Here is a 22,315-nt window from a genome sequence, read left to right as displayed (position 1 = left end):
TAGGGTGAATGTGTTTTAAAATATTATGGTTAATTAAAAAGTTTCCGCCATAAGCGGCGTACAATTGGATGAGGCTTTGAAATAAACCTTTTGATCGTTTTGAATCAGTGTGATGTGCCCAGTGTAACATTTTTGATCGAATTGTTTTTAATTGCAAAATAGAGTACAACCAGAAAACAAACGGCCGGTACAACATAGGCGGTTTGAATGGATGATATATCTGAAACCCGTCCCATGATCACCGGAAATATTGCTCCGCCAACGATGGACATGATCACCAGCGAGGAACCCACTTTGGTTTTTGCACCTAAACCACGGATACTAAGGGCAAATATAGTCGGAAACATAATCGACATAAAGAATTGAACACCAACCAGTGCGTAGACGGAAACCATTCCTGTGGTGGACACAGCTGCGATCAACAAAATGATATTAACAAGACTATACATGGCCAGAAGTCTCGGTGGTGCGATAAACTTCATCAGATAGGTACCTATAAAACGGCCGATCATGAAGCTCAAAAATGCGCCCGACAGTAAATATGCAGCCGTTTTCTCCTCAATGCCGGCTACTTTACCAGCAAAACGAATAAAAAAACTACTGATACAAACCTGAGCGCCAACATAAAAAAACTGGGCAGCAACTCCGAGCATCAGATTTTTCTCTCCCAAAACAGAACCTGTTTCCACGCCTTCAATTTCGTCTTCCTCCATTATTTCCGGCAACCGGGTACGCCATATAAGAACTGCTACGAGCAACACCACTACGCCGATAATGATGAAGGGCATTTGCACAGAAGATGCTTCCAGATCCAGATAAGCATTCAATTCTGCGGGTGTCATGGAGAGTTGCTGTTCTTCTGACAAAGTCTTTCCTGAAAGTATAAAAGTACCTCCCATCAGTGGGGCCAGAAAAGCAGCAAGTCCATTGAATGACTGTGCAAAATTTAGCCTCTGTGTCGCTGAATCGGCATCACCCAAAACGGTGATGTAGGGATTCGCTGCGGTTTCAAGCAATGTCAACCCACTGGCGATGATAAAAAGCGCTACCAGGAAAAAGCCAAAATGGCGCATTTCAGCCGCAGGATAAAACAGAAACGTACCGGATGCGAACAGCAGCAAACCCAGCGTGATACCCGCTTTATAACCAAATTTTTTCATAAAAAGACCAGCCGGCAGGGCAATCAGAAAATAGGCGATGTATGATGCCGAGTCAATCAAAGCCGATTGAAAATCACTAAGCTGACAGGCTTTTTTAAGATGCGGGATTAGTATAGGGTTCAAATTCAGTGCAAATCCCCACAGGAAAAACAGGGAAGTGATCAGAATAACAGCCAGCCTGGTTTTGCGATCAGCCATAAATGAGGATATTTTTGATTATGTTACGAAAAACTAGGGTACAATTTTGTATATCTGATCCATTAAAACCCACTTCTCACCGGGTGCAGCCCATTCCAAGGGCTGCTGAAATTTCCACATGAGCTCTTCCCACTGCTGCACTTTCGGATTTGCTGCATCCGCCATCGCTTTATTGTTAAAGTCAAAGTCATCGGATGTCTCCATGATCATAAATAAACGGTTCCCCGTTCTGTAAATTTCCATATTCGAAATGCCGCCGTCTGTAATGCTTCTGGTAATTTCGGGCCATGCATTTTCAGTTTTATGAAGCTGATCGTACTGTTCAATAAGCTCATGATCGTCTTTCAGATCCAGTGCCAGACAAAACTTTTTCATATTGACTATCGACATTTTTAGAAATTTTACTGCTTAGCCATCGTCCGTAAATGGAATACAACAGGCACAACAAATGTATAGTTTAATAAATTATAGTAATTGTACAAAAGTATTATCCATTTTAACAAATCGGACTATTTTTGTTAATTTTGAGAAATATTTTACCACCCAAGGTGTGCTTCAATGGAGAATACTGACTTTAAATCCACATTTTCATTGTTGAATGCAGATTATGTACAATTGAACAAAAATTGGAATTATCGTAATGTAATCAGTCCATTTTACCGGATTTATCTGATTGATGAAGGTATTGGATCGCTTGGAGATGCCGATCGTGCGCATGTTTTGGAACAAGGATATTTGTATATGGTTCCCAGCTTTACTTTATGCAATCACCACTGCCCTAAGTATCTCAGCCAATTTTATATACATGTCCTGGAAGAAAGCGCCGATGGCACGTCACTGTTTTCTTCTAACAGAAAAATCCACAAAATCGAATCCATACCGGAAGACATTATCCGCTTTAAGAAAATTCTGCATCTTAATCCGGGCAGAGATCTTCGACGGACTGACAATCCCCGGGAATATGAAAAGCAGCCCTCACTTGCGGGCTTTCAAAAGAGAAACAACCTGATTCCTCTGTCAGATTACATTGAAACAAAAGGCCTGATTCTGGAAATGATCGCACGATTTTTAAAGTCCGACTCATTTAAATCTTCGGAAACCAAAAAAATCCCTTCCGTGATTCTTGATTCAGTTAATTACATTCTTACAAATCTGCAAAGCAACATCACGGTTGAACACTTGTCGGAGCGTGCCTGTTACAACGCCAACTACTTTTCCAGGATTTTTACCAATTACACCGGAGAGCGCCCTTTGGCATACATTCAGAAAAAACGAATAGAACGTGCCCAGTATTTAATCATTACCACCCAACTCTCCCTTTCCGAAATAGCCGTAGAAACCGGCTTTGAAAGTCTGTCTTATTTTTCCCGTACATTCAAAGACATTACCGGGCAGACACCCACCCAGTATAAGAAGATTAATAACGTAGTTTAAGCAGTATCGCCAACATACCCGGATTTCCACTTTTCTACATACAATCACCCCCTGACTAAATACGGGCAAAAAATTGAAAGAAAAGTAACTGGGTTTTGAAACAATTTCCTTCGAATCACATACCAGTTAAAAGCATGGAAGTTATCTGCGAATTTTTCCTCCACAAAAACCAACTCAGCAAATTATTTTGGAGGATGCTGCCTCATAAGACCAATCAGGCTGTAAAAGTTTTCAAGTTGTTTGCTCATTATTGATTCCCCACTACCTACCTGAATACCTTTAGGATTCTGGTCCGCGCCGTAGCCGCCAAGTGCCATAGATCGAATGTCCCCGATGTAACCCGGCCACTGCCCACCCGTCCACGAGTACCCGAAAAGAAAACCGTTAGCCCCGGCAACTTTCATTTTCTCTTTCCAGTCCAGTTGAAATTGTATAAAAAATTCACCGGGACAAACAGCTATTGAAATATCATTGTTAATAATAAGGTTGGAAAACTGGACGTTAAATTTTAAACTTTTGTCATATCGCCCAGTAAATGGCAGCGAATCTGTCATCCATTTCACATCAGTACGATCCGGACCCGGTGCGGTTTTCTTTACCAATTTAACAGTTTCCCAAGCTAATAAGTCACCGGTTCTTTGCATGGGCTCATAATTGGTTTTTATTTTATCGTCCGGGCCTGAACGCCTTGGACTGATCAGCAACGACTCCATATTACCCGAAGCACCCTGGATAAAAAGACAATTAACATCTTTACCAAGGGTTTCTTCTACCTTCCGGGTTGCTACACCTGGAAAATCTGCTGAAACCGCGTAATTAAAACAAACAATATCAGCATGCATGGCATAATTCATCAAGACCGCCCGCGTGTCGCCATGATCATTCATTACTTTTATGACACCTAACTCTGCATCCACAGGACCAAAGGGAATTCTTTCCGGATTTTCGGATTTGTAATGTTCGTCTTCAAACCAGGACTCACGTGCATGGCCGTCCTCTCGCACGATTAACCTGTTAAAATTCAATTGAGGGAATGTGCTTTTGCCTGCGGAAATCCTGGCCCTGAATTTGTTGTTGGCCGCTATGCCGATCACTTTAATGATTTGATCCTCGTAAAATTTTTGAAACGGACTGTCTTCTGTAAAAAAAATTTTGTTGGCAACCAGTGGTCCTGAATGATTATGTGACGAAGAGAGAATAACCTGAGAAATTCCATATTTTTCAAAGCATTCCTTTTTTATCCTCGTACTTGTAAAAATAACAAGGTCCACCGCTACAAAAGCAATATTTAGTTGTCCGACTTCTAACACCAAACTACGGGCATATACAGAATCATGAATGGGCTCACTGGTTTTGGGTGTTATATTGATTTTCGCTGTGCCAGCCAGAAGTTGGCCCGTTTCTGAACGTGCTGGTAAAACCATGGCAAGAAGGCAAAGTACCAGAACTGCAAATGTCTGGCATAACAGTGCTGACTTCAGGCAAAAAATTTTCATGATGTGGTTAATGATTTTAATTAAAAAGATAATGGCAACAGGTCACAAAAGAAGCGTTTGGCCTATAACAAAAGGTTAATTTTTAATTAATCATCATGCGCCTGCTGAAATTAAATCACGGTTCTGGTACAAGATCGATTTGCATAGCGAAATAAAATGACCGCAGCGATCTGTCTATTTTTTTAAAATATAAATAATCATTTCAGTGCGGGTAACAAAACCCATGTTCTGATAAATTTGATATGCCCTTACATTATCCGATCTTACATGGAGATAAGGCACATTGCCACTAGCCCGAATCTGAATGATCTGGTTCTGGATCAGCGCCCTGGCGTAACCTCTACCGGTGTAGTCAGGATGTGTGCAAACAGCGCTTATCTCCACGTGGTGGCCGCTATGAAAGCGGTGACCGGCCATGGCAACCAGCTGCTGACCATCAAAAATTCCTTCATAACCGCCAAACCTGATGGTGCCTTCCATAAAAGGACCTGGCGGACTAATGCGTGTTAGTTCAAGCATTGCCGGAACATGCTCTTCGGTTAATTTGCTTATAGATAAACCGGATGGGGATTGTGGGGTCTCTCCTTCAAACATCATCTGGTAACCGTCAATACGGCTTGATATCTCCCAAGGGCTTGGATCAAGGTCTTTATCCGTTGTAAAAACAGCGACAGGCCCCTCACCTGTGGCAACCTGGGTTAAAAGCTGATAATGCTCCCGGCTATTTTGTTCGACGGCGACAAACGGCGAGATGCCCGCATGGAAGGCTTTTGCATGTTGACCACCTGTGGCCAGCGTCCTGTTTCCCGTGATCAGCGCTGACCAGACAGGATTGTTAAGTTCATCTATCATAAACAAAATAGGTTTACATTCATTAGGCAAGCTTACTTCGTAGAGAGTCCTGAATTTTCTGAATAGTACCAGTTCTGTCAACATGCAAGGCATCAATGAGTTCGGCGCCAAGTCCCGGCGGATGAAACTGCGAACCCCACAGACCGATTTCTAAAATCACCGGGACCAGTCCTATTCCTTTCTCTGTTAATCTGTAAACAAACTTCGATTTTTTATCCGGTGCGACCTGTTTGGTCACAAAGCCGTAGGTTTCAAGCATGCTAAGCCTGTCAGCCAGAATATTGGTTGCAATTTTTTCATCTGACCCCAGGAACTCTCCATAAGTTGCTTTACCCCCAATAACCATATCGCGCATGATCAGAAGCGACCATTTATCGCCAAAAAAATCAAGGGTATAACTTAAAGGGCACCCTGAACGCGGTTTAATCTCTTTCATAAAATTATTTTTTAAACTTCACTTGCAAATTGCAAGTAAACTACTTTACCTTTGTTCACTTGCAATTTGCAAGCAAAGTTAAAATGTATTTTAATACAATCAAAATCTATGTCACTGGTTAAAGCAATGGAGTGGCGATATGCCACCAAGAAGTATGATACTTCCAGACAATTAAGTCAGCAGCAGTTTGAAGATCTGCTATCAGCTGTTCAGCTAGCCCCCTCCTCCTACGGGCTGCAGCCCTACCGTTTTATTTCAGTAGAGGATTCTGGCAAGCTCGAACAGATCAGCAGGGCAGCCTTTGGTCAGCCCCAAATCACAACCGCTTCCAAACTGCTGGTCGTTGCCGTTGAAACAAATATCAGCGACCTGACCGTCAAAAATTATATTGACAAAGCCGCCGTAGCCCGCAGTACCGACCGCAAAAATCTGGAACCCCGCGAGCAGTTCGTGAATTCGCGCCTGGCACTTCTTTCACCGGATCAAAAGATAGAATGGGCAGAAAAACAAGCGTTTCTAGCCGTTGGCATTCTTGTAAGTGCCGCAGCAGAAGCTGGAATCGACGCTTCGCCGATGGAGGGCTTTGACCCTGACCAGGTAGATGAAATTCTGGGTCTTAAAAATCAGGACTTAAAATCGGTCTTACTTTTTGCGCTGGGTTACCGCTCGTCGGAAGACGAATTTTCGGTTATTCCAAAGGTGCGCAAAACCAGGGAAGAGCTTTTTCCAGCCTTTTAAATCCTTTATTATGAGTAGTTTGAAATATATTGTAATGGCTCAGGTATCTGTGCAGCCAGAGCATCTGCAGGAAGTCATAGCGCTTTCGGCAAAAACTTTGAAGCTTACGCTCGAAGAACCTGGATGTGAGGCCTTTTACCAGACCTGCAAAACGGATGATCCGCATACATTGGTTTTTTTTGAAGTATTTACTTCCCGGGAAGCTTTCGATCTGCATATGGCTGCTGATTACACCAGAGCATTTTTCGACGGTGTAAAGGACAAGGTTTCTGCAAAACCAGAGAGTGTAACCCTGCAACAGCTATAATTTAAACTTCCATGAAAAACGATCAAATCATACCGCAAATCAAGCGATTGGATTGGCAGACGAAATCATGGTAAAGGAAACAACTCCTGATATACCCGGACCCTTCGTAGAAACTGTTATTATGACCGATCTGAACACCAAAGCCGGAACGTTTGATATAGTCACAGATACCATAGCGCAGCTGACTGGCCGGCCGCCCGCATCACTTAAAGATTTTTTAAAATTAAACGCCAGCCGGTTTATCACTATTGATTACCCGGCAGACAATAATATTCACTTATAAACCAAAAAACATGGACATCAAAAATAAGACAGCGCTGGTCACCGGAGCAGGGTCAGGCATTGGTTATCAGATAGCCAAACTACTTAAAGAGCAGGGAAACAACGTTATCATCGCCGGGCGTAATGCCGAAAAGATAACAAAAGCAGCCGAAGAACTCAGCGTAACGGCGCTTGTCTGCGATCTGACAAAACCAGCCGATATTGAAGCGCTGGTTAGCAGAGTCAAGACAGAATTTCCAGAGCTGAGTATTCTGGTTAACAATGCAGGTGTAGCCCATCTATATAAACTGGGTGAAGGTGCAGACGCATTTACAAAAGCAACTGCCGAATTTCAGGTAAACTATTTCGGGCCGGTGCTGCTGACTGAAAAGCTTTTACCAATCCTGAAACAGCAGCCCGAAGCTGCCGTTATAAATATTACTTCGAATGTAACATTTCATCCGCTTGTGGTTTTACCAACCTATTCAGATACGAAAGCGGCATTGCATTCACACACGGTTGCGCTCAGACATACACTGGCAAAAGATACCGCAGTAAAGGTTTACGAGGTGATGCCTTCACTGGTCAATACCGAAGCCACAAAAGATATGGGAGGTGAAAGCGGCATGCACCCAGGAGAGGTAGCCCAGGCTACCTTAGCCGGAATCAAGGCTGGTCAGTATGAGATTTATGTTGGCGATACCGGCTCGCAGCGAGCAGCTTACCTCGCTAATCCCGAAAACGCAGTTGCTTCGTTTAACAATAGATTCTAACACCAAAATACCATGGACATTACAAACAAAACCATACTTATTACAGGCGGAGGCTCAGGCATTGGTTATGAAATAGCCAGACTCCTTAGCGAGCAAGGCAACAAAATTATTATTGTCGGAAGAACTGCTGACAAACTGAAACAGGCTGCTGCTTCGTTAAAAAATACATTTGCCATTCCGTGTGATATCAACAGCGAACAAGATGTAAACAAGCTGGCAGAGCTGATAACCAGCAGCTATCCCGACCTGAGCGTGCTGATCAATAATGCCGGCAAAGCATTTGTTTATACCCATTCCGAAACAGCCGGGGCCGTGGAAAAAGCCAGACAAGAAATGGAAACCAATTATTTTTCGCTGATCCGCTTGACCGAGAAATTATTGCCTGTCTTGAAAAATCGAGACGAGGCCGCTATTGTGAATGTGACCTCCATTGTGGCCTTCTCACCGGTTGCCATCATTCCAACTTACTCTGATAGCAAGGCTGCGGTTCACTCCTATACTTTAGCGCTTCGCCATACCCTTGCCCAAGACACAAATATAAAAGTGTATGAACTTATGCCACCAACTGTGAACACCGAATTTTCCAAAGAAATCGGCGGTGAGCAACGTGGCATGCCCGCCAGTGAAGTTGCTCAGGGCCTGATTGAGGGCATACAACAGGACCAGTATGAAATTGGCATAGGCCTTACAATTGGGTTCCGAAATCAATTTTTTATTAATGAACAGGACGCTTTTCAGGTGATAAACCAGAGATAAAGCGAACTGCACGCAGTAAACTTTATAAAAGGAAGACGCGATATGAAACAGCCATAGGGCGGCCTCCTTTTATAATGTTCTGCTGCAACATAGTCCACAAAAATTTATAATTGCTGTAACCCAAACTTTCAGGCAGTTTTAAGTCTTAAAAGATCGAACCTTGGTTAAAAATTACTTCGTGATTTAGTTTAAACTATTACGAAGTCAGCTTATGAGCAATCAGCCTTTGATTCGAAAAGTTTTTTAAATGCCTGTGGATACTCACAGTCCAGATAGCCGGCAACCTCAGCGACTATCACCGAGCTTGCCATAAATGCTCCGCCGGCAAAGCCCAATTCCCAGATTTGTGTTTCTCAGCCCAGATAAGTAAAAATTAATTTGCTTCTCATATCAGCCTTATCTGGCAGCTCTACCTTCGATTCGTTAAAAAAACAAGAATCATTTCAACAAATAAAATCATGAAAAAATTAGCACTTGCCGCTTTGTTTATCTCAGTAGTAACAGGCAGCACAAACCATGTATTCGCGCAAATCGCGGGACCGCTTGCGGGTGCTATGATCGCAGGCCCAGGAGTTAATGGCCCAGGCCCCCGTCCACCTTTCGGCCCAGGAGCACCAGGAGAGCAGGGACTTCGTGCTGTAACCACGGTTCAGGGGAAGGTCGTGAAATTATGGGGAAATGATGATTTTGTCTTCGATGGCTTCTATTTACTCAGCGGGACAGACAGTCTGCTGGTAAAATTTCCGGCACACATGGGATCTCAGGTTTCTGGTCTGACCAAACCGGGTTCACAGGTTAGCGTTTCGGGTGTTTTGGAAATGCCTCCATTTGGCTCGAAAGAACTCAGAATGGTTAATCTGAACGCAGGTGGTAAAACCTTGACAGATACACCTCCGACTATGCTGCCCACACCAGCACAGGAAATTGTCGTTTCCGGAAATGGAAAGGTCACTTCTTTACAAACCGACCGGGAAGGCAGAGTTAACGGACTTTTTGTAGACAACAAAACGGTCCTTCGATTTCCTCCGCATATAGCTGCCCAAATCGGAAATTCAGTTGCAAAGGGTACCGCTATTTCTTACTCTGGCAGTCAGAAAAGCAAAGAAGACGGGGAGATTACTTTGCAAGATTACAAAGTAATCCGGTGTAATACGATCACTGTTAACGGCCAGCAGTATCTGGTCCGGTAAATAATTTCCCATGGAGATAAGGCAGTGATTCCCTGCCTTATCTTTTCAAAATCTGCTATGAGCAAAATCATTTCAACAATTGTGCTTTTGATATTTTCAAACGCCTTTATGACACTGGCCTGGTATGGCCATCTTAAATTTTTCAGCAAAGCCGGAAATCATGGCTCTACACCTCTTTGGATAATCATTCTGCTCAGTTGGGGTCTTGCATTTTTTGAATACTGCTTTTAGGTGCCTGCCAACCGGATCGGCTCGTCAGAGATGGGTGGACCATTCTCACTGGTTCAGCTCAAAATTATTCAAGAGGTCATTACACTGATCATTTTTATGATCTTCTCCGTAACAGTTTTTAAGACGACTCAATTTACAATTAATCACCTGATTGGTTTCGCACTTTTGGTCGCTTCGGTCTATTTTATTTTTAAGGCATGATGAAAAACGGTAAATGTGTATCGCTTCGCGGACTCGATCTTATCAATTTTACACTGGCTGATGTCCGTGATGGAATCAGCCCTTTTCTGGGAATCTATCTTTTGTCTTCACAGCACTGGAATTTGAAAGATATCACTGCCTTGGAACTTGGCGCTTCGCTCAGCAATGTTGCCCGGGGGTATATTGCCAGTATGTTTTCTTTCAGGTACGCTTTTTTGTTTCTTAGTCTTATTGCAGCATTGGCATTTGTAATTTGTCTGCTCTTTATGAAAGAAACCTACGAGACGGATCCGAAGTGAAGAATTTAAATCCAAAATATAAAAGGATATTGCTGCTGCTGATTATAGCTGTGGCCGCCTGGCTTGTATACAATCCAAAGCGCAGCAGGCTGTTGGAAACGAAACCTTCTGCTCATACACTAACACCAGAAAAACAGCTTGATATCAGCGGGAAAGTTATTGAATATGGCAGCAATCATGACGGCGATATAGATAAAATTCTTCTCTCCATAGATACTGGTAACGTCTGGCTTCATTTTCCACCGCACACGGCCCGGCAGGTGACATCAGTTGCCCGCATCGAACATTTTATCACTGCATCTGTCCGTAAGGGAGGTCCGCCTGGCCACCATTTCAACAGTGAATATGAGCTAAAATATCTTAGGAGTCAATTTTCAGATACAATCCTGGATTTGAGCCGTCTCCCGGCACCTCTGCCAAGCAGAGGATTTGAAGTTGCATTTAAAGGTAAACCAAATAAAATATCTGGCCTTGGAAATGCAGACAACACCGGTTTTGTGCTGGCTGGAAAACGCATTGTACTGCCTCCTCACATGGCAAAGGAATTGATTCCTCTGATCAGCAGAGCAAAAATTGTTCTTGTCAAAGGACAGATGCGGGATTCCACTCAGGGTTTTATGTCTGCAACAGGTCTAAATGTGGTCAAACCCAGTTCTATCCAGATTGACAGCGTTATCTACAAGGTTCGCTAAAATATTCATCAATAACTAACACACCGCTTAAATGAAAATACTAGTCGTTGAAGATGAGCAGAAACTGGCAGGGTTCATGGTACAGGGTCTTGTGCAGGCAGGCTATCTGGTTCAGCTTTCCAACAATGGCGCTGAGGCACTCACAAAAGCTACTTCTGAAACTTTTGACCTGATCCTTCTGGATCTGATGCTTCCGGGAATGACAGGCATTGATGTGCTGAAAAATCTGCGGACTTATAAGATTTCAATTCCCGTGATCATTATCAGTGCACTGGGAGGAACTTCTCAAATTGTAGAAGGACTTGATCTGGGTGCTGTGGATTACATCAGAAAACCATTTGAATGGGAAGAGCTCCTGGCAAGAATACGAATTTTGCAACGCAAAGTCTTTTCCAGTGAGAGTACAAGAATCGGGGTGAATGATCTTGTCATAGATTTAATGAGCCGTCAAATCACACGAAATGGAAAACAGATTGTACTTACAGGTAAGGAATTTGCGCTGCTTGAATATCTTGTAAGAAACACAAACCGTGTTGTGAGTAAAAACCAGATCCTGGAAAATGTATGGAATATGGATTTTGACCCCGAAAGTAATATCGTTGAAGTATATATGTACCAGCTTCGCGGGAAAATTGACAAAGGGTTTGAGCAGCCACTGATTGAAACGGTGATTGGAATTGGCTACAAACTTAAAGGAACAAAATCGTCCTTATGAAAACGCCTGTCTCCTATCCTTTTTATTCCAGTCTCAGGTTCCGGTTCGGGCTAATTTTCGGATTTGTTTTTCTGTGTTTTTTACTGATCGCAGGCTTTACTCTGTATTCAAATGTTAGGCAGCAGTTTGAAAAAAGTTTCGCAGCCAGGCTGCAAACGCAGGGAAACGCAATTCTTCGTCAGACAGATGTAAGCCCGCTTACCATACCATTACCAACGCAGAATGAATATTTTCTGTTGATTTATCAGGCTAATGACAGACAGGATACACTTTTCAATAATCTGCCCATTCAGCTCAAAAGCTCAGAAAACAATGCAAATTCTTCCTCTTGGCGATATAAGGTAATGATAAGAAATCTAGAGACAGGAGCCAGCATTCGCATCGTATATATGCTTGCCGCCACGGAATTGACGGCTGATATCAACAGATTAAAAATCATATTATTCTTTTATTTTCCGGTTTCATTTCTTGCTGCGCTGGTTGCGGGTTATTTTCTTTCCGGATTCCTGCTTCGCCCGGTTGAAAATATTGTAAAAAAAGCTGATCAGATCAGTCTGCAAAATCAGATTATTCTGCTTGAAGAGCCCGCTGTTAGAGACGAACTGCATAAACTCACGGGATCTCTCAACAACATGCTAAACCGGATACAAAAACAGGCCAAGGAGCAAAATGCTTTTTTTGCCTCAGCCTCTCATGAGCTTAGAACACCACTAAGTGTGATGCTGACCGAGCTTCAAATTATTGATGCAGGCAGCCTTGTTCCTGATATAAAATCTGTCATTGAAAATCAAATTGTGGAAGTAAGGCGCTTAAACAAGCTTGTGAACGATTTTCTGCTCATGAGTCAGCTTAAATCACGGGCATTGATTCTAAATAAAAGCCAGGTTAACCTGCCGGAACTAGCCATAGAGATACTGGAGAGCTTAACTAAAAAAGCGCAGCTGAAAAGCCAGACCTTCAAAGTTGCACTGGTACCCGAAACCGGAACATTCAACGTCTTTACTGACCAGTCACATCTGAAAACAATGCTGTCAAATTTGATTGAAAATGCGATCAGGCATGGTCGCCCCGAATCTGCAATAGACATTGAGGTAATTCAGGTTAATCAGGGCATTGTATTTGAAATAAAGAATGAGTCACTCATGGCAGTAAGTGATATTTCAGTGATTACAAATGAATTCAGTAAACAGGATTTAAACAATGAAGGGTTTGGGCTTGGGCTTTGGATAGTAAGCCGGCTTTGCGAGATAATTGGTGCTGAATTTAGGATTTTCTATATCGCACCCTATTTCAGGGTTGAATTAGGCTTTAAAAATGAACAGTGATAAGAAAGATGGTCAGCTGGTATGAATACTTTCATGGTTTATCAATTTACAAATAGTCTGTAAACACTACTTCTTTGGTGTTTTTAACTTAGTTCAGATGTTTGCCTGCAAAGAAAGGTCTGTTAAAAATGTAATTGTCAAGGTTTGTCTAAATTAAGAGTAAGCTTGTCGATTGAAGAACGGTTCTTCTCACTACACTGAACCTTATTTCATCAGATAAATATTCACTGACTTTTTAACTTCTTCTAAAGTCTGTTTTGGTGGTTCGAAACCTTTGGGAATCGGTTTTTTAGCGAAGGTTTGTAAATACAAAACCCAGGCATCCCGCCACCAGACCGCTTCCCTGCGCTGGATTTTCAGCCGCTCAGCGACATCGGTGTAAACCTGAGAATCCAGAGCCGGTTTAGCCAGATCCCACTGCTGCTGCATCCAGACTACTGAATCGGCACCGGTATAAAAATGGGTACAAAGCTCCTCCCAGAGCGTTCTTCCGCTGCTCAGCTTTTTATTCCAGCCCACGTGATGAAACCATAAAAGATAGGGCAAAGGGGTTTTGTCAGGATCATTCCACTGCTGCCGCACTTCCGGTCGGTACTGTGCCAGGGCATTACTCCCGGAAGCAGTCCTGTCAAATCCTAATCCTGCGGAATCTGCACGATGGTAATACACAGCCGTCCAATCGGGCCGCGAGCCTTTGTTTTGCCAGGGCTCGGGGGCAAAATGAACACCCATCCAGGGCCGCGAAAGGCCAAGTGGCGTATTGTAATCCACATAGATTTCCCGTGATCTCAGCATCAGCCCGACAATATTTTCCTGCGCTTTTTTATTTCGGGTTAAAGTCAGCTCTGTCCATTCTTTTGCAATCTGCTCCGAACTCAGAGTATGGTCCCAGCTCAGTCTGCCGAATGCATACCAGTTGGCCTGAGCAAGCGGATGACCCGTCCAATTTCTGGCATTTCCAATATTGGCTACACCGGCCATCAGCGTGCGCATATAGCCTTGTAAACTTCCGTCAACCACTTTCGCGACAGTCGATCCTTTTCCATTTACATACGTATCAGAATCCAGATTTTCTTTAAAAATAGGTGCTTCATAAACCGCATGTGTGGCAAAACCCAGATATTCCTGCGTCAGCTGAAATTCTACGCCCAAAGGTGTTTTTGGCATATTACCAAACAGAGGTGAAAACGGCTCGCGCGGCTGAAAATCGATTGGTCCGTTTTTTACCTGAACAATTACTTTCGGATCAAATTTTCCATCCAGCGGTACAAATTCTTCATAAGCCGCTTTGAAGCGGTCGGCATTGGGGTCTGCTTTGTAAACAAAAGCCCGCCAAATCACGACTCCTTCGTAAGGCTGAAAAGCTTCGGCCAGCATATTGGCACCATCCGCGTGCGTGCGGCCATAGTCCTGAGGGCCAGGTTCCCCTTCCGAATTGGCTTTGACCAGAAAGCCTCCAAAATCCGGAATTTCTTTATAGATCTGGGCGACCTTTTCTTTCCACCAGGCCCGTACTTTCGGGTCTAGCGGATCGGAAGTTTGTAGTCCGCCCAGGGTTTTCGGCGCAGCAAAGTATACAGACAAATAAGTTTTGATTCCATATCGACGCATCACTTTGGCAACTGCTGCAACCTTGACAATATACTCTTGTGACATAAACCGCGCACTTGCATTTACATTGTTGAGCACAGTGCCATTAATTCCGACAGAAGCATTAGCGCGCGCATAATCCTGATAGCGTGGGTCAACGCGCTCGGGCAATTCATACCATTTCCAAAGCGATGAGCCTGCATAACCGCGCTCGATGGTCCCGTCAGGATTGTCCCAGTGATTGAGCATCCGGTACCGTATTTTAGGGCTGCTCTCCATTTTTAGATTTTTGACCGAAAGCTGCATTTGCATATGTCTTAAAAGCGCAAAGGTTCCGTACAAAATACCGTTTTCCGATTTTGAGCTGACCACAATATTACCCGCTGTCAACTGAATACGGTAACCTTCCTGTTGCTTTGTATCGGCCTTGGGGTCCAATCTTAAAACGATGCCGCCGGATTTATTTTCGACCGCTTTGCTGACAGAAATATTTTTACCCAAAAGGCTTTTCAACCCTGTTTGCAGCTCCTGAACAGCATTGTGCATGATTTCGCCATGATCAGACTCTGAAATAAAAGCCACGTATTTTAAATATTCGGCTTTGATTGACGGTTCTGTGACTGGTTCATATTTAAGCCAGAGCTTGTATCCGTCTTCACCATCAGAAGATAATGTATCAGCAGCAAATGATGCAGAACTGATCAGGATAAAGCTGAAATATAATAGGAGTAATTTTCTGGTCATGTTAATAGGGCATTTCATTTTTTTACATTACTGATATGCTCCGCCATATTGAGCATTGTATCGATGTAGATATCCTTTTCATTTTCTTTCAAATAGTGCAGCAGCTGGCTGTGCGCCTGATTGGAAACATTCAGCGCATGTTCGCCTCCGACACCATGAAAAAGAAAAACCAGCAATTTGCCACTTTGCTGCGCCTCTTTGACGAGCTCGATCATTTTTTCACCGCTTTCACCGGACATGCCGTAGCAATCGATATCCATCAGATTCTGCTCTGAAAGAGAATGCATTTCATGTCTGACAGCTCTTGCCGCGACAAACTCATCAGAAAGTGTCTGGATAAATTCTCCCTCAGCTACTTTTTTATGTCCGCAGGTAAATGCAAAAGTTCGTTTGGTTTTTCCGTCGAGCGACTTTAAAAAAGCATTACACATTTTGATCTCATCCTGTATTCTAGCCAGACTATATTTGCTCAGATCATACTCCGGTTTCACCCAGCCCATACCCGGGCCGGTGGCGTCACAGGGATGATACAAGGTGTGATTACCCAGCTCATGTCCGTTGACCGCGGCAGCGCGCCAGTCTTTGATCCTGTTTCTTGCGGCATCTGATGAAGCGGTCAGATAAAAAGTACCTTTCAGGCTAAGAGAATCCAGCGCCGGAATGACGTTATCCAGATGCACATTCAGCGCGTCATCATAGGTCAGCACTACTGCGCTTTTTTTCCCCTTCCAGGGTTTTGAATCATCCAATAATTCTGTATCTGTCCGGAAAGGAGATGCAGGCAAACCTTCTGAATTATAAAAATTAATTCCCTCAGGATTATCCTGCCAGCCGTAGCGAACATATTTTGGTGTTTTCAACAGTTCGCTTGACAGCTCAATCTGATCTTTTCCAGTGAGGCGGGCTTTCGCCCAGACAAACTTTTTATCATAATCCGCGATGGAAAACCAGCGTATTGGTTCCGAATCTTTGGAAGTAATACCCTTGGCTACATGGTCAAATGTCAGGATGATTTTATCCTTTTCGATAGTTTGGGATTTTAGCGTCGGCCCGCGATAAACGACATCTTTTTCATTATAAGCCAGATTTCTGGCTGACAACGCCAGTCTTTTCCCAATGTCCTTTTTGTTCAATGGATGAATATCATTCCATTCACCCAAATCCAGTGTTACGGTCACAGCCGTATTTTTCAACGCGAGCGCCTGGTTTTGCGCCTCCCTGATCAGGGCCATATTACTTTCTGACGGCGTATAGTTTACATCCTGAAAATTGGGCAGCTGCACGACCAAAAACGGTGCATCCGGATTTTTCCACTGGCCTCTCCAATCATTGATCAAAGCCGGCATCAGCTTCTTATAGGGCTCCGGGTTATCTACATTCGACTCTCCCTGATACCAGATAAAACCTTTGAGTTTCATGGGTAAAATAGGCGCAACCATAGCGTTGAATAGTGCTGTGGGTTGATCTTGTCGCACCAACAGGCTGCCCTTATCATATCCTTTTTTCAAAGGTTGATAAACCTCTCCCACTTTATACTGCCAAGTCCCTTTTAAATCGATCTGCTGATCATCAACCGTCATAAAATAAGGTTTATCTGGTACAAAACCTCCTTTTCCAACTTGATTTGTAACCCTTATGACAAAAGTATTTTTACCCGATTTCAATAAACCGGCGGGAATCTCGTAACGGCGGGGCGGATACTGGTAGGTAGTATTTCCAATTTTTTTGCCATTGACATACATTTCATCCGCATCCACAACGCGTCCCAGGTAAAGTTTAACAGACTTGCCAATCCATTTTTCAGGGACTTCAAATTCCCTGCGAAACCAAACGACACCGTTCAAATCTTTCACACCCTGATCTTCCCAGTAGCCCGGAATGTTAAAATTCCGCCAGCCTTTTGGTTGGTAGGCAGAGGTTTCCCAGTGCTCAACTTGGCCTAAATCCGTAACTTGCGCCTGTGATCTGGTATTTAAAAAACTGCGTTTGAACGAACTGACATAAGCCGTATCCCTATTTTTGTCAATGATCTTCTGTAAATCAGCAAAATCCTTATAACCATTTTCACTGATCCAGGCTTCTATAGGCGTGCCACCTACCGAGCTGTTTATGATTCCAATAGGCACTTTATACTGATCGTACAAATCTCTTGCAAAAAAATAAGTAACGGCTCCCATGTTAAGCACATCCTTGGGATTTGCCGTTTTCCATTCTCCACCCGGAAAATCTTTTTCAGGACCGTTCAGATTGGTAAGGGTTTGAACAAAAAAATTGCGGACGTCAGGATAGTTGGCTGAGGCAATATCATCTGCAAAACGCTCCTTGACTCGTTCCATATTGATGACCATATTACTTTGTCCACTGCAAAGCCAAACGTCTCCAAAGGCTATATTTTTGATCCGGATCTGGTTTTTACCCCTTAGAAACATTTCAAAACCACTGCCAGCAAATTGTGCAGGCAGCAGGATTTTCCATTCGCCATCCGTAGACGCAACAGTCTTATAACTTTTGTTTTTCAACGTCACCGTAACCTTTTCTTTTGGAGCCGCCCAGCCCCAGATCGTAACGGGTTGATCCCGCTGCAATATCATGTTATCACCAATCAGCTTCGGCAAACGGATCTCTGCTGAAAGATTGCAGGAAAGAAAAAGAAGCAGTATTACAAACGTAAAAATTCTCATTACTAAGCCCGATAATTTAATCTCACAATTTAACAACCACCTAATCATCACGATAAATGACCACAACTGACAACCCGATACTACACCTTACAATCCCCTGACCAAACCTGACCAAACCTGACAATCCCTAAATCACTTTTGAAAATCAACAACCCCTTCAAAAGCTTTTTTAGGTTTGTAGTTCTGATCGAAGAGAAGCGGGTAATCTTTCCGGTTGGGCACCGGGAAATTATCCAGCCAGGTATATTTGTCCGACACATTCCAGAAAGTCACGCCCGTAATAGTGCCTTTGTATTTTCTGAAAACATCGAATAACATTTTGTACTGCGCAGCTTGTTTTTCTACCATTTCAGCAGTCAGCTCACCGGTATCAGTTGACTTTTTTGCTCGTCGTTCGTGCTCTTTTGGATGTACCGAAACGTCAAGTTCAGTAATCTGTACGGCCAAACCAAGGTTTGCAAATTGTTGGATGGATTTTTCAAGCTCCTGCGCGGTGGGCTCATAAATCGACCAGTGCCCTTGTAAACCTACACCATCGATGGGCACTTTTTTATCCTTTAACTTTTTAAGAAGCTGATAGATTTTCTCTCTTTTTGCAGTGCTTTCGGTGTTATAATCGTTGTAAAACAATTTTGCATCCGGATCAGCAGCATGGGCATATTCAAATGCCTTTTCAATATAATCCTCTCCTATGATTTCATAAAATTTCGAACGGCGGTAAATGCTTGTGCCCGTGTCAGGCACAGCCTCGTTGACCACATCCCAGGCGTAAATTTTTCCTTTGTAACGGCCAACCACATCAGTGATATGTTGTTTCAAACGCGCCAGAAGCGCTTCAGGACTTACCTGTTTGCCGGTAGAATCTGTAAAAAACCATTTTGGTGTCTGGTTGTGCCAGCACAGCGTATGACCCCTTACTTTCATACCGTTTTTTTGGGCAAAGGCTACGATAGCGTCTGGGTCCTGCCACGCATATTTGTTTGGTTCAGGATGGATCGGCCCCATTTTCATCGCGTTTTCCGGCGTCAGACTGCTGAATTGTGTGCTAATTAATTCCGCATCAGGCCCCGTAAGGCTCCTGGGTCCCACAGCGACACCAATTGGGAAAAAATCTTTATAAGCACTTTTTAGCGTTTTTTGGGCCAAAAGCTCATTTGATGAAAATAACGCCGCCGATACAGCCACACATTGAAACCAAAACTTTAATCCTTGAGATTTTATCATGACATCAGTTGATTGAAAAAATGAGAAATTAGCTTGCTTGCGGCGGTCGGCTATCAAATTTAAGCCAGTAAAGAAACCCCAGTCGATGGCAACTCAGCTGCCGAAAGCCGACAGCTACTTAAATAATAGCTGCGAAAACTCAAATAAATCATGTCTCCAAACCGGCCAGCTATGTCCGCCGGGATATTCGCTGTACTTATACTTCACGCCCAGCTCATCGAATTTCGCCAGCATGATCTTGCAATTTTTAAAAGCAATATCTTCCTCACCGCCCATCGATACCCAGAAGTTTTTCAGGTTACTATTGATCTTTTCAGCATTGGTTTTCATGAAGGCATATTGAGGATCCGAGAGTGCCGTATTATTTGCAAACCAGCCCGAACTGAAAACACCAAGCGAGGAGAACATTTCTGTGTTTTTTATTCCGGCATATAAAGTTTGTAATCCGCCCATCGAAAGTCCTGCAAGTGCCCGGTTTTTAGCGTCCGTTTCTACCCGGAAACTGCTCTCCACGAACGGAATAGCACCTGATTTCAATTCATTATCAAATTGTTTCAGCACATTTTCATTGAAACCGGCAAGGCCGCCCGAGCCTCCCATATTTCCATCCAGCATGACAATTACCATCGGCTTGGCTTTTCCTTCCGCAATCAGATTATCTAAAATCATATCCGTTTTGCCTTGTAAGGCCCAGCCACGCTGATCTTCTCCGCCCCCATGAAGCAGGTACAGAACCGGGTATTTTTCTGTTGATTTATCATAACCAGGTGGCGTGTAAACGTACATTTCACGCCAGGCACCCATCGTTTTCGAAAAGTATTTTTTGATACGGATATCGCCATGAGGCACATCCCGCTGAGCATAATATCCACCGTTGCGGTAGGGAATTTCAATACCACTTGCCATGCGACCCATGCCATAAAAAGTTTCACTTGCAGGATCAGCCAAAGCGACGCCGTCGATCAGAAGTGAATAATAGTGAAAACCTTTGCTGATGGAATCTGTTGTTACCGCCCAGTAGCCGCCGGTATCCTTTTTCATTTCATATTTTTTGCCCAGATCAATCTGTACTTTTTGTGCTTCCGGCGCCTTTACCCTAAACACAACCCGGTTATCCGGGAGAATTTGAGGGTATTGGGCAGTACGGATATTGGTAGCAGCACGCGTCCCCAGAATGGTGTATTTAGACAAAGATGCATTGTCCACCGGCTTGAACAGAAACTGTGAAAACATATACAAACCGTTTTTCCAAACTTTGAAATCATGCACGCCGGGTTCGATGTAATAGATATGCGGAACCTGATTTTCAAACATATAATCATGTGTCCGTTTGCTGAAAGTGATCAGCCTGTCGTTGTCCCCGCACGAAATGAAAAGTAATTTCAGTTTCTTTTTCGCCTGCTCAGGATCAGGCATCAGCTCGGTTGGGACTTTGGTATTGGGCGCAGACGAAAAACCACCTATCCAGGCGAACTGATCCAGATTTCCCAAACCAAAGTTAAGCGACTGCCCGCCTCCCATCGAAAGTCCGGCAATGGCACGATGCTCACGATCTTTCAAAACCGGATACTTGCTTTCTACAAAAGGGATCAGATCTTTAAGCAGATCCTGTTCAAAAGTTGCAAACGCTGCGACTTTATCAGGCGCCATAATATTTCCGGTAGCAGCATCATCCTTCATCGCCCGGCCATTGGGCATCACGACGATCATCGGTTCAATTTTCTTCTCCGCATACAGATTATCCAGGATCAGCTGCGGATTGCCTCCTTTCAGCCATTCCTTTTCGTCCCCGCCAATACCATGTAATAAATACAAAACAGGGTACTTTTTCCTTTTGTTAAAACCCGGCGGTGTATAAATGAGCGCCTTTCGGGCAGCTCCAACCGTCTTCGACTGGTACTTCACCGAATCAATTTTTCCTTTCGGAATTCCGGCCTGCACCACATCATACCCTTTGGGCATTTCTTTCAGGATTTCCTGGGCATTGCTGAACAAAGAAAGCAGCATCAGGCTCGTGACAATTGATATAATTCTTTTCATGGTTTGAAAGGTAATTGCTTTATATTATTTAACTGATTGATGCACTGCATCTAAGGTGTTTGGTATGAATTTTCCGGGCGAAGACTCAGTTTAAGCGCTGTCGGAAAATCAGGAGGAACGGGATAAGTCACCTTGCCTGTCGCCAGCCACTCTGCTGCTCTTATCACCGTTGTCTGATAACCAATGCAGCGATAAGCGGGAGGATAACTTTCACCTTTCCAAAGATGGCCAAGACTTGAATTGTAAACCCGTCCTTTTCCATATTTTACAACCCATTCCACCGGCCAGGTCCTTTTTGTACTCGTACTGTCAAAAGCACATGAAAGCACGCTGATATTTTCTGCCGGACCGCGCGGGAAATAATAAACCTCCGTATTGGCAGTTTGCCATTGATCAGGATATCCTTTATTAATCGGGTGTGGCGTCAGTACTTGAATCAATGCATTGAACCTCTCACCATGCCCTGTTCCCTCTCCTTCATTTGGCGGAATTCTACTTATGTTTTTAGCTCCGTCAACTTCCAGTGCATAACCTTCGGAAGCCCGTCGCCAGCCCAGTCCGATCATCTTGTCGTATTCTTTCCAATGGGGAAATGCGTTGTTGGCCGAATGGAGTATGTACAATCCACCCCCATTACTTACATATTTTTCCAATTGTTTTTCAGCCTGCCTTGGCCAGCGCAGACTGGGTTTTTGAATGTTATTCGTATTTTGTATAATCAATACATATTTGCTAAAATCAGGATTCCACGCACTCCTGTTCAAGCTATCCGCGGGAATCGTGCTCACCTCCACCAGAAACCGTCCGTTTTCTTCCAATATCCATTTGGTTATAGCGGTCGTTTGTTTCCAGTCATGATTACTGAATCCATCCACGATCAAAACCGGTATTGGCTTCTTTTTTTGTGCCAAAACGCTAAGCGTGATGAAAACGGACAGGATGAAGAGAAGACAAATTTTAAGCATAGTTGTA

Annotated in this window: 21 protein-coding genes and 1 pseudogene; 12 read left to right on the top strand and 10 right to left on the bottom strand. The window is 43.6% G+C overall.

Annotation, left to right across the window (positions count from 1 at the left end; genetic code table 11):
• Positions 1 to 104: 104 nt before the first annotated feature.
• Positions 105 to 1,358, bottom strand: coding sequence for an L-fucose:H+ symporter permease (fucP, locus tag IEE83_RS12460; RefSeq protein ID WP_194120897.1), 1,254 nt, complete (start codon positions 1,356 to 1,358; stop codon positions 105 to 107).
• 33 nt (positions 1,359 to 1,391) lie between these two features.
• Positions 1,392 to 1,733 carry an L-rhamnose mutarotase gene (locus IEE83_RS12455; RefSeq protein ID WP_194120896.1) on the bottom strand — a complete coding sequence of 114 codons (342 nt, stop codon included), beginning with the start codon at positions 1,731 to 1,733 and terminating at the stop codon, positions 1,392 to 1,394.
• A 183-nt stretch (positions 1,734 to 1,916) separates the two neighbouring features.
• On the opposite strand from IEE83_RS12455, the gene IEE83_RS12450 reads away from it, so the two are divergent.
• Entirely contained in the window at positions 1,917 to 2,792 is an 876-nt protein-coding gene (locus tag IEE83_RS12450) for a helix-turn-helix domain-containing protein (protein WP_194120895.1), read from the top strand.
• Positions 2,793 to 2,974: 182 nt separating this feature from the next.
• On the opposite strand, the gene IEE83_RS12445 is transcribed toward IEE83_RS12450, so the two are convergent.
• The 3 genes from IEE83_RS12445 to IEE83_RS12435 form a co-directional block, all read right to left on the bottom strand.
• Positions 2,975 to 4,288, bottom strand: a complete 1,314-nt coding sequence (locus IEE83_RS12445; RefSeq protein ID WP_194120894.1) for a neutral/alkaline non-lysosomal ceramidase N-terminal domain-containing protein — start codon at positions 4,286 to 4,288, stop codon at positions 2,975 to 2,977.
• Positions 4,289 to 4,462: 174 nt separating this feature from the next.
• A complete protein-coding gene (locus IEE83_RS12440; RefSeq protein WP_194120893.1) occupies positions 4,463 to 5,140 on the bottom strand; it encodes a GNAT family N-acetyltransferase in 678 nt (225 codons plus the stop codon).
• Between the two features lie 22 nt (positions 5,141 to 5,162).
• Positions 5,163 to 5,576: a winged helix-turn-helix transcriptional regulator gene (locus IEE83_RS12435; protein ID WP_194120892.1), complete on the bottom strand. Its 414-nt coding sequence runs from the start codon at positions 5,574 to 5,576 to the stop codon at positions 5,163 to 5,165.
• 108 nt (positions 5,577 to 5,684) lie between these two features.
• On the opposite strand from IEE83_RS12435, the gene IEE83_RS12430 reads away from it, so the two are divergent.
• From IEE83_RS12430 to IEE83_RS12380, 11 genes and pseudogenes are all read left to right on the top strand, one after another.
• Positions 5,685 to 6,314, top strand: coding sequence for an NAD(P)H-dependent oxidoreductase (locus tag IEE83_RS12430; protein ID WP_194120891.1), 630 nt, complete (start codon positions 5,685 to 5,687; stop codon positions 6,312 to 6,314).
• Positions 6,315 to 6,324: 10 nt separating this feature from the next.
• Positions 6,325 to 6,621: a putative quinol monooxygenase gene (locus IEE83_RS12425; protein WP_194120890.1), complete on the top strand. Its 297-nt coding sequence runs from the start codon at positions 6,325 to 6,327 to the stop codon at positions 6,619 to 6,621.
• A 67-nt stretch (positions 6,622 to 6,688) separates the two neighbouring features.
• Positions 6,689 to 6,904 (top strand): hypothetical protein, encoded by a 216-nt coding sequence (locus tag IEE83_RS12420; RefSeq protein ID WP_228101785.1) that lies wholly within the window; start codon positions 6,689 to 6,691, stop codon positions 6,902 to 6,904.
• Between the two features lie 10 nt (positions 6,905 to 6,914).
• Positions 6,915 to 7,655 (top strand): SDR family oxidoreductase, encoded by a 741-nt coding sequence (locus IEE83_RS12415; protein WP_194120888.1) that lies wholly within the window; start codon positions 6,915 to 6,917, stop codon positions 7,653 to 7,655.
• 12 nt (positions 7,656 to 7,667) lie between these two features.
• The gene (locus tag IEE83_RS12410; protein WP_194120887.1) at positions 7,668 to 8,411 is read left to right on the top strand and encodes an SDR family oxidoreductase; all 744 of its coding nucleotides are present in this window, start codon (positions 7,668 to 7,670) and stop codon (positions 8,409 to 8,411) included.
• A 458-nt stretch (positions 8,412 to 8,869) separates the two neighbouring features.
• On the top strand, positions 8,870 to 9,601 hold the full coding sequence (locus tag IEE83_RS12405) for a hypothetical protein (protein WP_194120886.1): 732 nt from the start codon (positions 8,870 to 8,872) through the stop codon (positions 9,599 to 9,601).
• A gap of 57 nt (positions 9,602 to 9,658) precedes the next feature.
• A pseudogene (locus IEE83_RS12400) lies at positions 9,659 to 10,033 on the top strand (DMT family protein).
• Complete coding sequence (locus IEE83_RS12395) at positions 10,030 to 10,332, top strand: hypothetical protein (protein ID WP_194120885.1); 303 nt, start codon at positions 10,030 to 10,032, stop codon at positions 10,330 to 10,332. Before IEE83_RS12400 ends, IEE83_RS12395 begins: the two are co-directional and overlap by 4 nt.
• Positions 10,329 to 11,024 carry a hypothetical protein gene (locus tag IEE83_RS12390; protein WP_194120884.1) on the top strand — a complete coding sequence of 232 codons (696 nt, stop codon included), beginning with the start codon at positions 10,329 to 10,331 and terminating at the stop codon, positions 11,022 to 11,024. The genes IEE83_RS12395 and IEE83_RS12390 overlap by 4 nt, the downstream gene beginning before the upstream one ends.
• Before the next feature lie 31 nt (positions 11,025 to 11,055).
• Positions 11,056 to 11,739: a response regulator transcription factor gene (locus IEE83_RS12385; RefSeq protein WP_194120883.1), complete on the top strand. Its 684-nt coding sequence runs from the start codon at positions 11,056 to 11,058 to the stop codon at positions 11,737 to 11,739.
• Positions 11,736 to 13,064 (top strand): sensor histidine kinase, encoded by a 1,329-nt coding sequence (locus IEE83_RS12380; protein WP_194120882.1) that lies wholly within the window; start codon positions 11,736 to 11,738, stop codon positions 13,062 to 13,064. Before IEE83_RS12385 ends, IEE83_RS12380 begins: the two co-directional genes overlap by 4 nt.
• A 204-nt stretch (positions 13,065 to 13,268) precedes the next feature.
• On the opposite strand, the gene IEE83_RS12375 is transcribed toward IEE83_RS12380, so the two are convergent.
• The 5 genes from IEE83_RS12375 to IEE83_RS12355 all read right to left on the bottom strand — a co-directional run bounded on the left by IEE83_RS12375 (position 13,269) and on the right by IEE83_RS12355 (position 22,308).
• Positions 13,269 to 15,398: an alpha-glucuronidase family glycosyl hydrolase gene (locus tag IEE83_RS12375; protein ID WP_194120881.1), complete on the bottom strand. Its 2,130-nt coding sequence runs from the start codon at positions 15,396 to 15,398 to the stop codon at positions 13,269 to 13,271.
• A 14-nt stretch (positions 15,399 to 15,412) separates the two neighbouring features.
• Complete coding sequence (locus IEE83_RS12370; protein ID WP_194120880.1) at positions 15,413 to 18,079, bottom strand: sialate O-acetylesterase; 2,667 nt, start codon at positions 18,077 to 18,079, stop codon at positions 15,413 to 15,415.
• Between the two features lie 132 nt (positions 18,080 to 18,211).
• On the bottom strand, positions 18,212 to 19,303 hold the full coding sequence (locus tag IEE83_RS12365) for an endo-1,4-beta-xylanase (protein WP_194120879.1): 1,092 nt from the start codon (positions 19,301 to 19,303) through the stop codon (positions 18,212 to 18,214).
• A 114-nt stretch (positions 19,304 to 19,417) separates the two neighbouring features.
• Positions 19,418 to 21,343, bottom strand: a complete 1,926-nt coding sequence (locus IEE83_RS12360) for an alpha/beta hydrolase-fold protein (RefSeq protein ID WP_194120878.1) — start codon at positions 21,341 to 21,343, stop codon at positions 19,418 to 19,420.
• Positions 21,344 to 21,393: 50 nt separating this feature from the next.
• Positions 21,394 to 22,308 (bottom strand): ThuA domain-containing protein, encoded by a 915-nt coding sequence (locus IEE83_RS12355; protein ID WP_194120877.1) that lies wholly within the window; start codon positions 22,306 to 22,308, stop codon positions 21,394 to 21,396.
• Positions 22,309 to 22,315: the final 7 nt, after the last annotated feature.

The sequence above is a fragment of the Dyadobacter subterraneus genome, assembly GCF_015221875.1.
GTDB classification, from domain to species: Bacteria; Bacteroidota; Bacteroidia; order Cytophagales; family Spirosomataceae; genus Dyadobacter; species Dyadobacter subterraneus.
The sequence above is the reverse complement of the archived record's forward strand: the minus strand, read 5'-3'. Positions and strand labels throughout refer to the sequence as shown.

Coding starts and splice junctions, on each gene's coding strand:
- fucP (WP_194120897.1), bottom strand. CDS start 1,358: ATGGCTGATCGCAAAACCAGGCTGGCTGTTATTCTGATCACTTCCCTG.
- IEE83_RS12455 (WP_194120896.1), bottom strand. CDS start 1,733: ATGAAAAAGTTTTGTCTGGCACTGGATCTGAAAGACGATCATGAGCTT.
- IEE83_RS12450 (WP_194120895.1), top strand. CDS start 1,917: ATGGAGAATACTGACTTTAAATCCACATTTTCATTGTTGAATGCAGAT.
- IEE83_RS12445 (WP_194120894.1), bottom strand. CDS start 4,288: ATGAAAATTTTTTGCCTGAAGTCAGCACTGTTATGCCAGACATTTGCA.
- IEE83_RS12440 (WP_194120893.1), bottom strand. CDS start 5,140: ATGATAGATGAACTTAACAATCCTGTCTGGTCAGCGCTGATCACGGGA.
- IEE83_RS12435 (WP_194120892.1), bottom strand. CDS start 5,576: ATGAAAGAGATTAAACCGCGTTCAGGGTGCCCTTTAAGTTATACCCTT.
- IEE83_RS12430 (WP_194120891.1), top strand. CDS start 5,685: ATGTCACTGGTTAAAGCAATGGAGTGGCGATATGCCACCAAGAAGTAT.
- IEE83_RS12425 (WP_194120890.1), top strand. CDS start 6,325: ATGAGTAGTTTGAAATATATTGTAATGGCTCAGGTATCTGTGCAGCCA.
- IEE83_RS12420 (WP_228101785.1), top strand. CDS start 6,689: ATGGTAAAGGAAACAACTCCTGATATACCCGGACCCTTCGTAGAAACT.
- IEE83_RS12415 (WP_194120888.1), top strand. CDS start 6,915: ATGGACATCAAAAATAAGACAGCGCTGGTCACCGGAGCAGGGTCAGGC.
- IEE83_RS12410 (WP_194120887.1), top strand. CDS start 7,668: ATGGACATTACAAACAAAACCATACTTATTACAGGCGGAGGCTCAGGC.
- IEE83_RS12405 (WP_194120886.1), top strand. CDS start 8,870: ATGAAAAAATTAGCACTTGCCGCTTTGTTTATCTCAGTAGTAACAGGC.
- IEE83_RS12395 (WP_194120885.1), top strand. CDS start 10,030: ATGATGAAAAACGGTAAATGTGTATCGCTTCGCGGACTCGATCTTATC.
- IEE83_RS12385 (WP_194120883.1), top strand. CDS start 11,056: ATGAAAATACTAGTCGTTGAAGATGAGCAGAAACTGGCAGGGTTCATG.
- IEE83_RS12380 (WP_194120882.1), top strand. CDS start 11,736: ATGAAAACGCCTGTCTCCTATCCTTTTTATTCCAGTCTCAGGTTCCGG.
- IEE83_RS12375 (WP_194120881.1), bottom strand. CDS start 15,398: ATGACCAGAAAATTACTCCTATTATATTTCAGCTTTATCCTGATCAGT.
- IEE83_RS12370 (WP_194120880.1), bottom strand. CDS start 18,079: ATGAGAATTTTTACGTTTGTAATACTGCTTCTTTTTCTTTCCTGCAAT.
- IEE83_RS12365 (WP_194120879.1), bottom strand. CDS start 19,303: ATGATAAAATCTCAAGGATTAAAGTTTTGGTTTCAATGTGTGGCTGTA.
- IEE83_RS12360 (WP_194120878.1), bottom strand. CDS start 21,343: ATGAAAAGAATTATATCAATTGTCACGAGCCTGATGCTGCTTTCTTTG.
- IEE83_RS12355 (WP_194120877.1), bottom strand. CDS start 22,308: ATGCTTAAAATTTGTCTTCTCTTCATCCTGTCCGTTTTCATCACGCTT.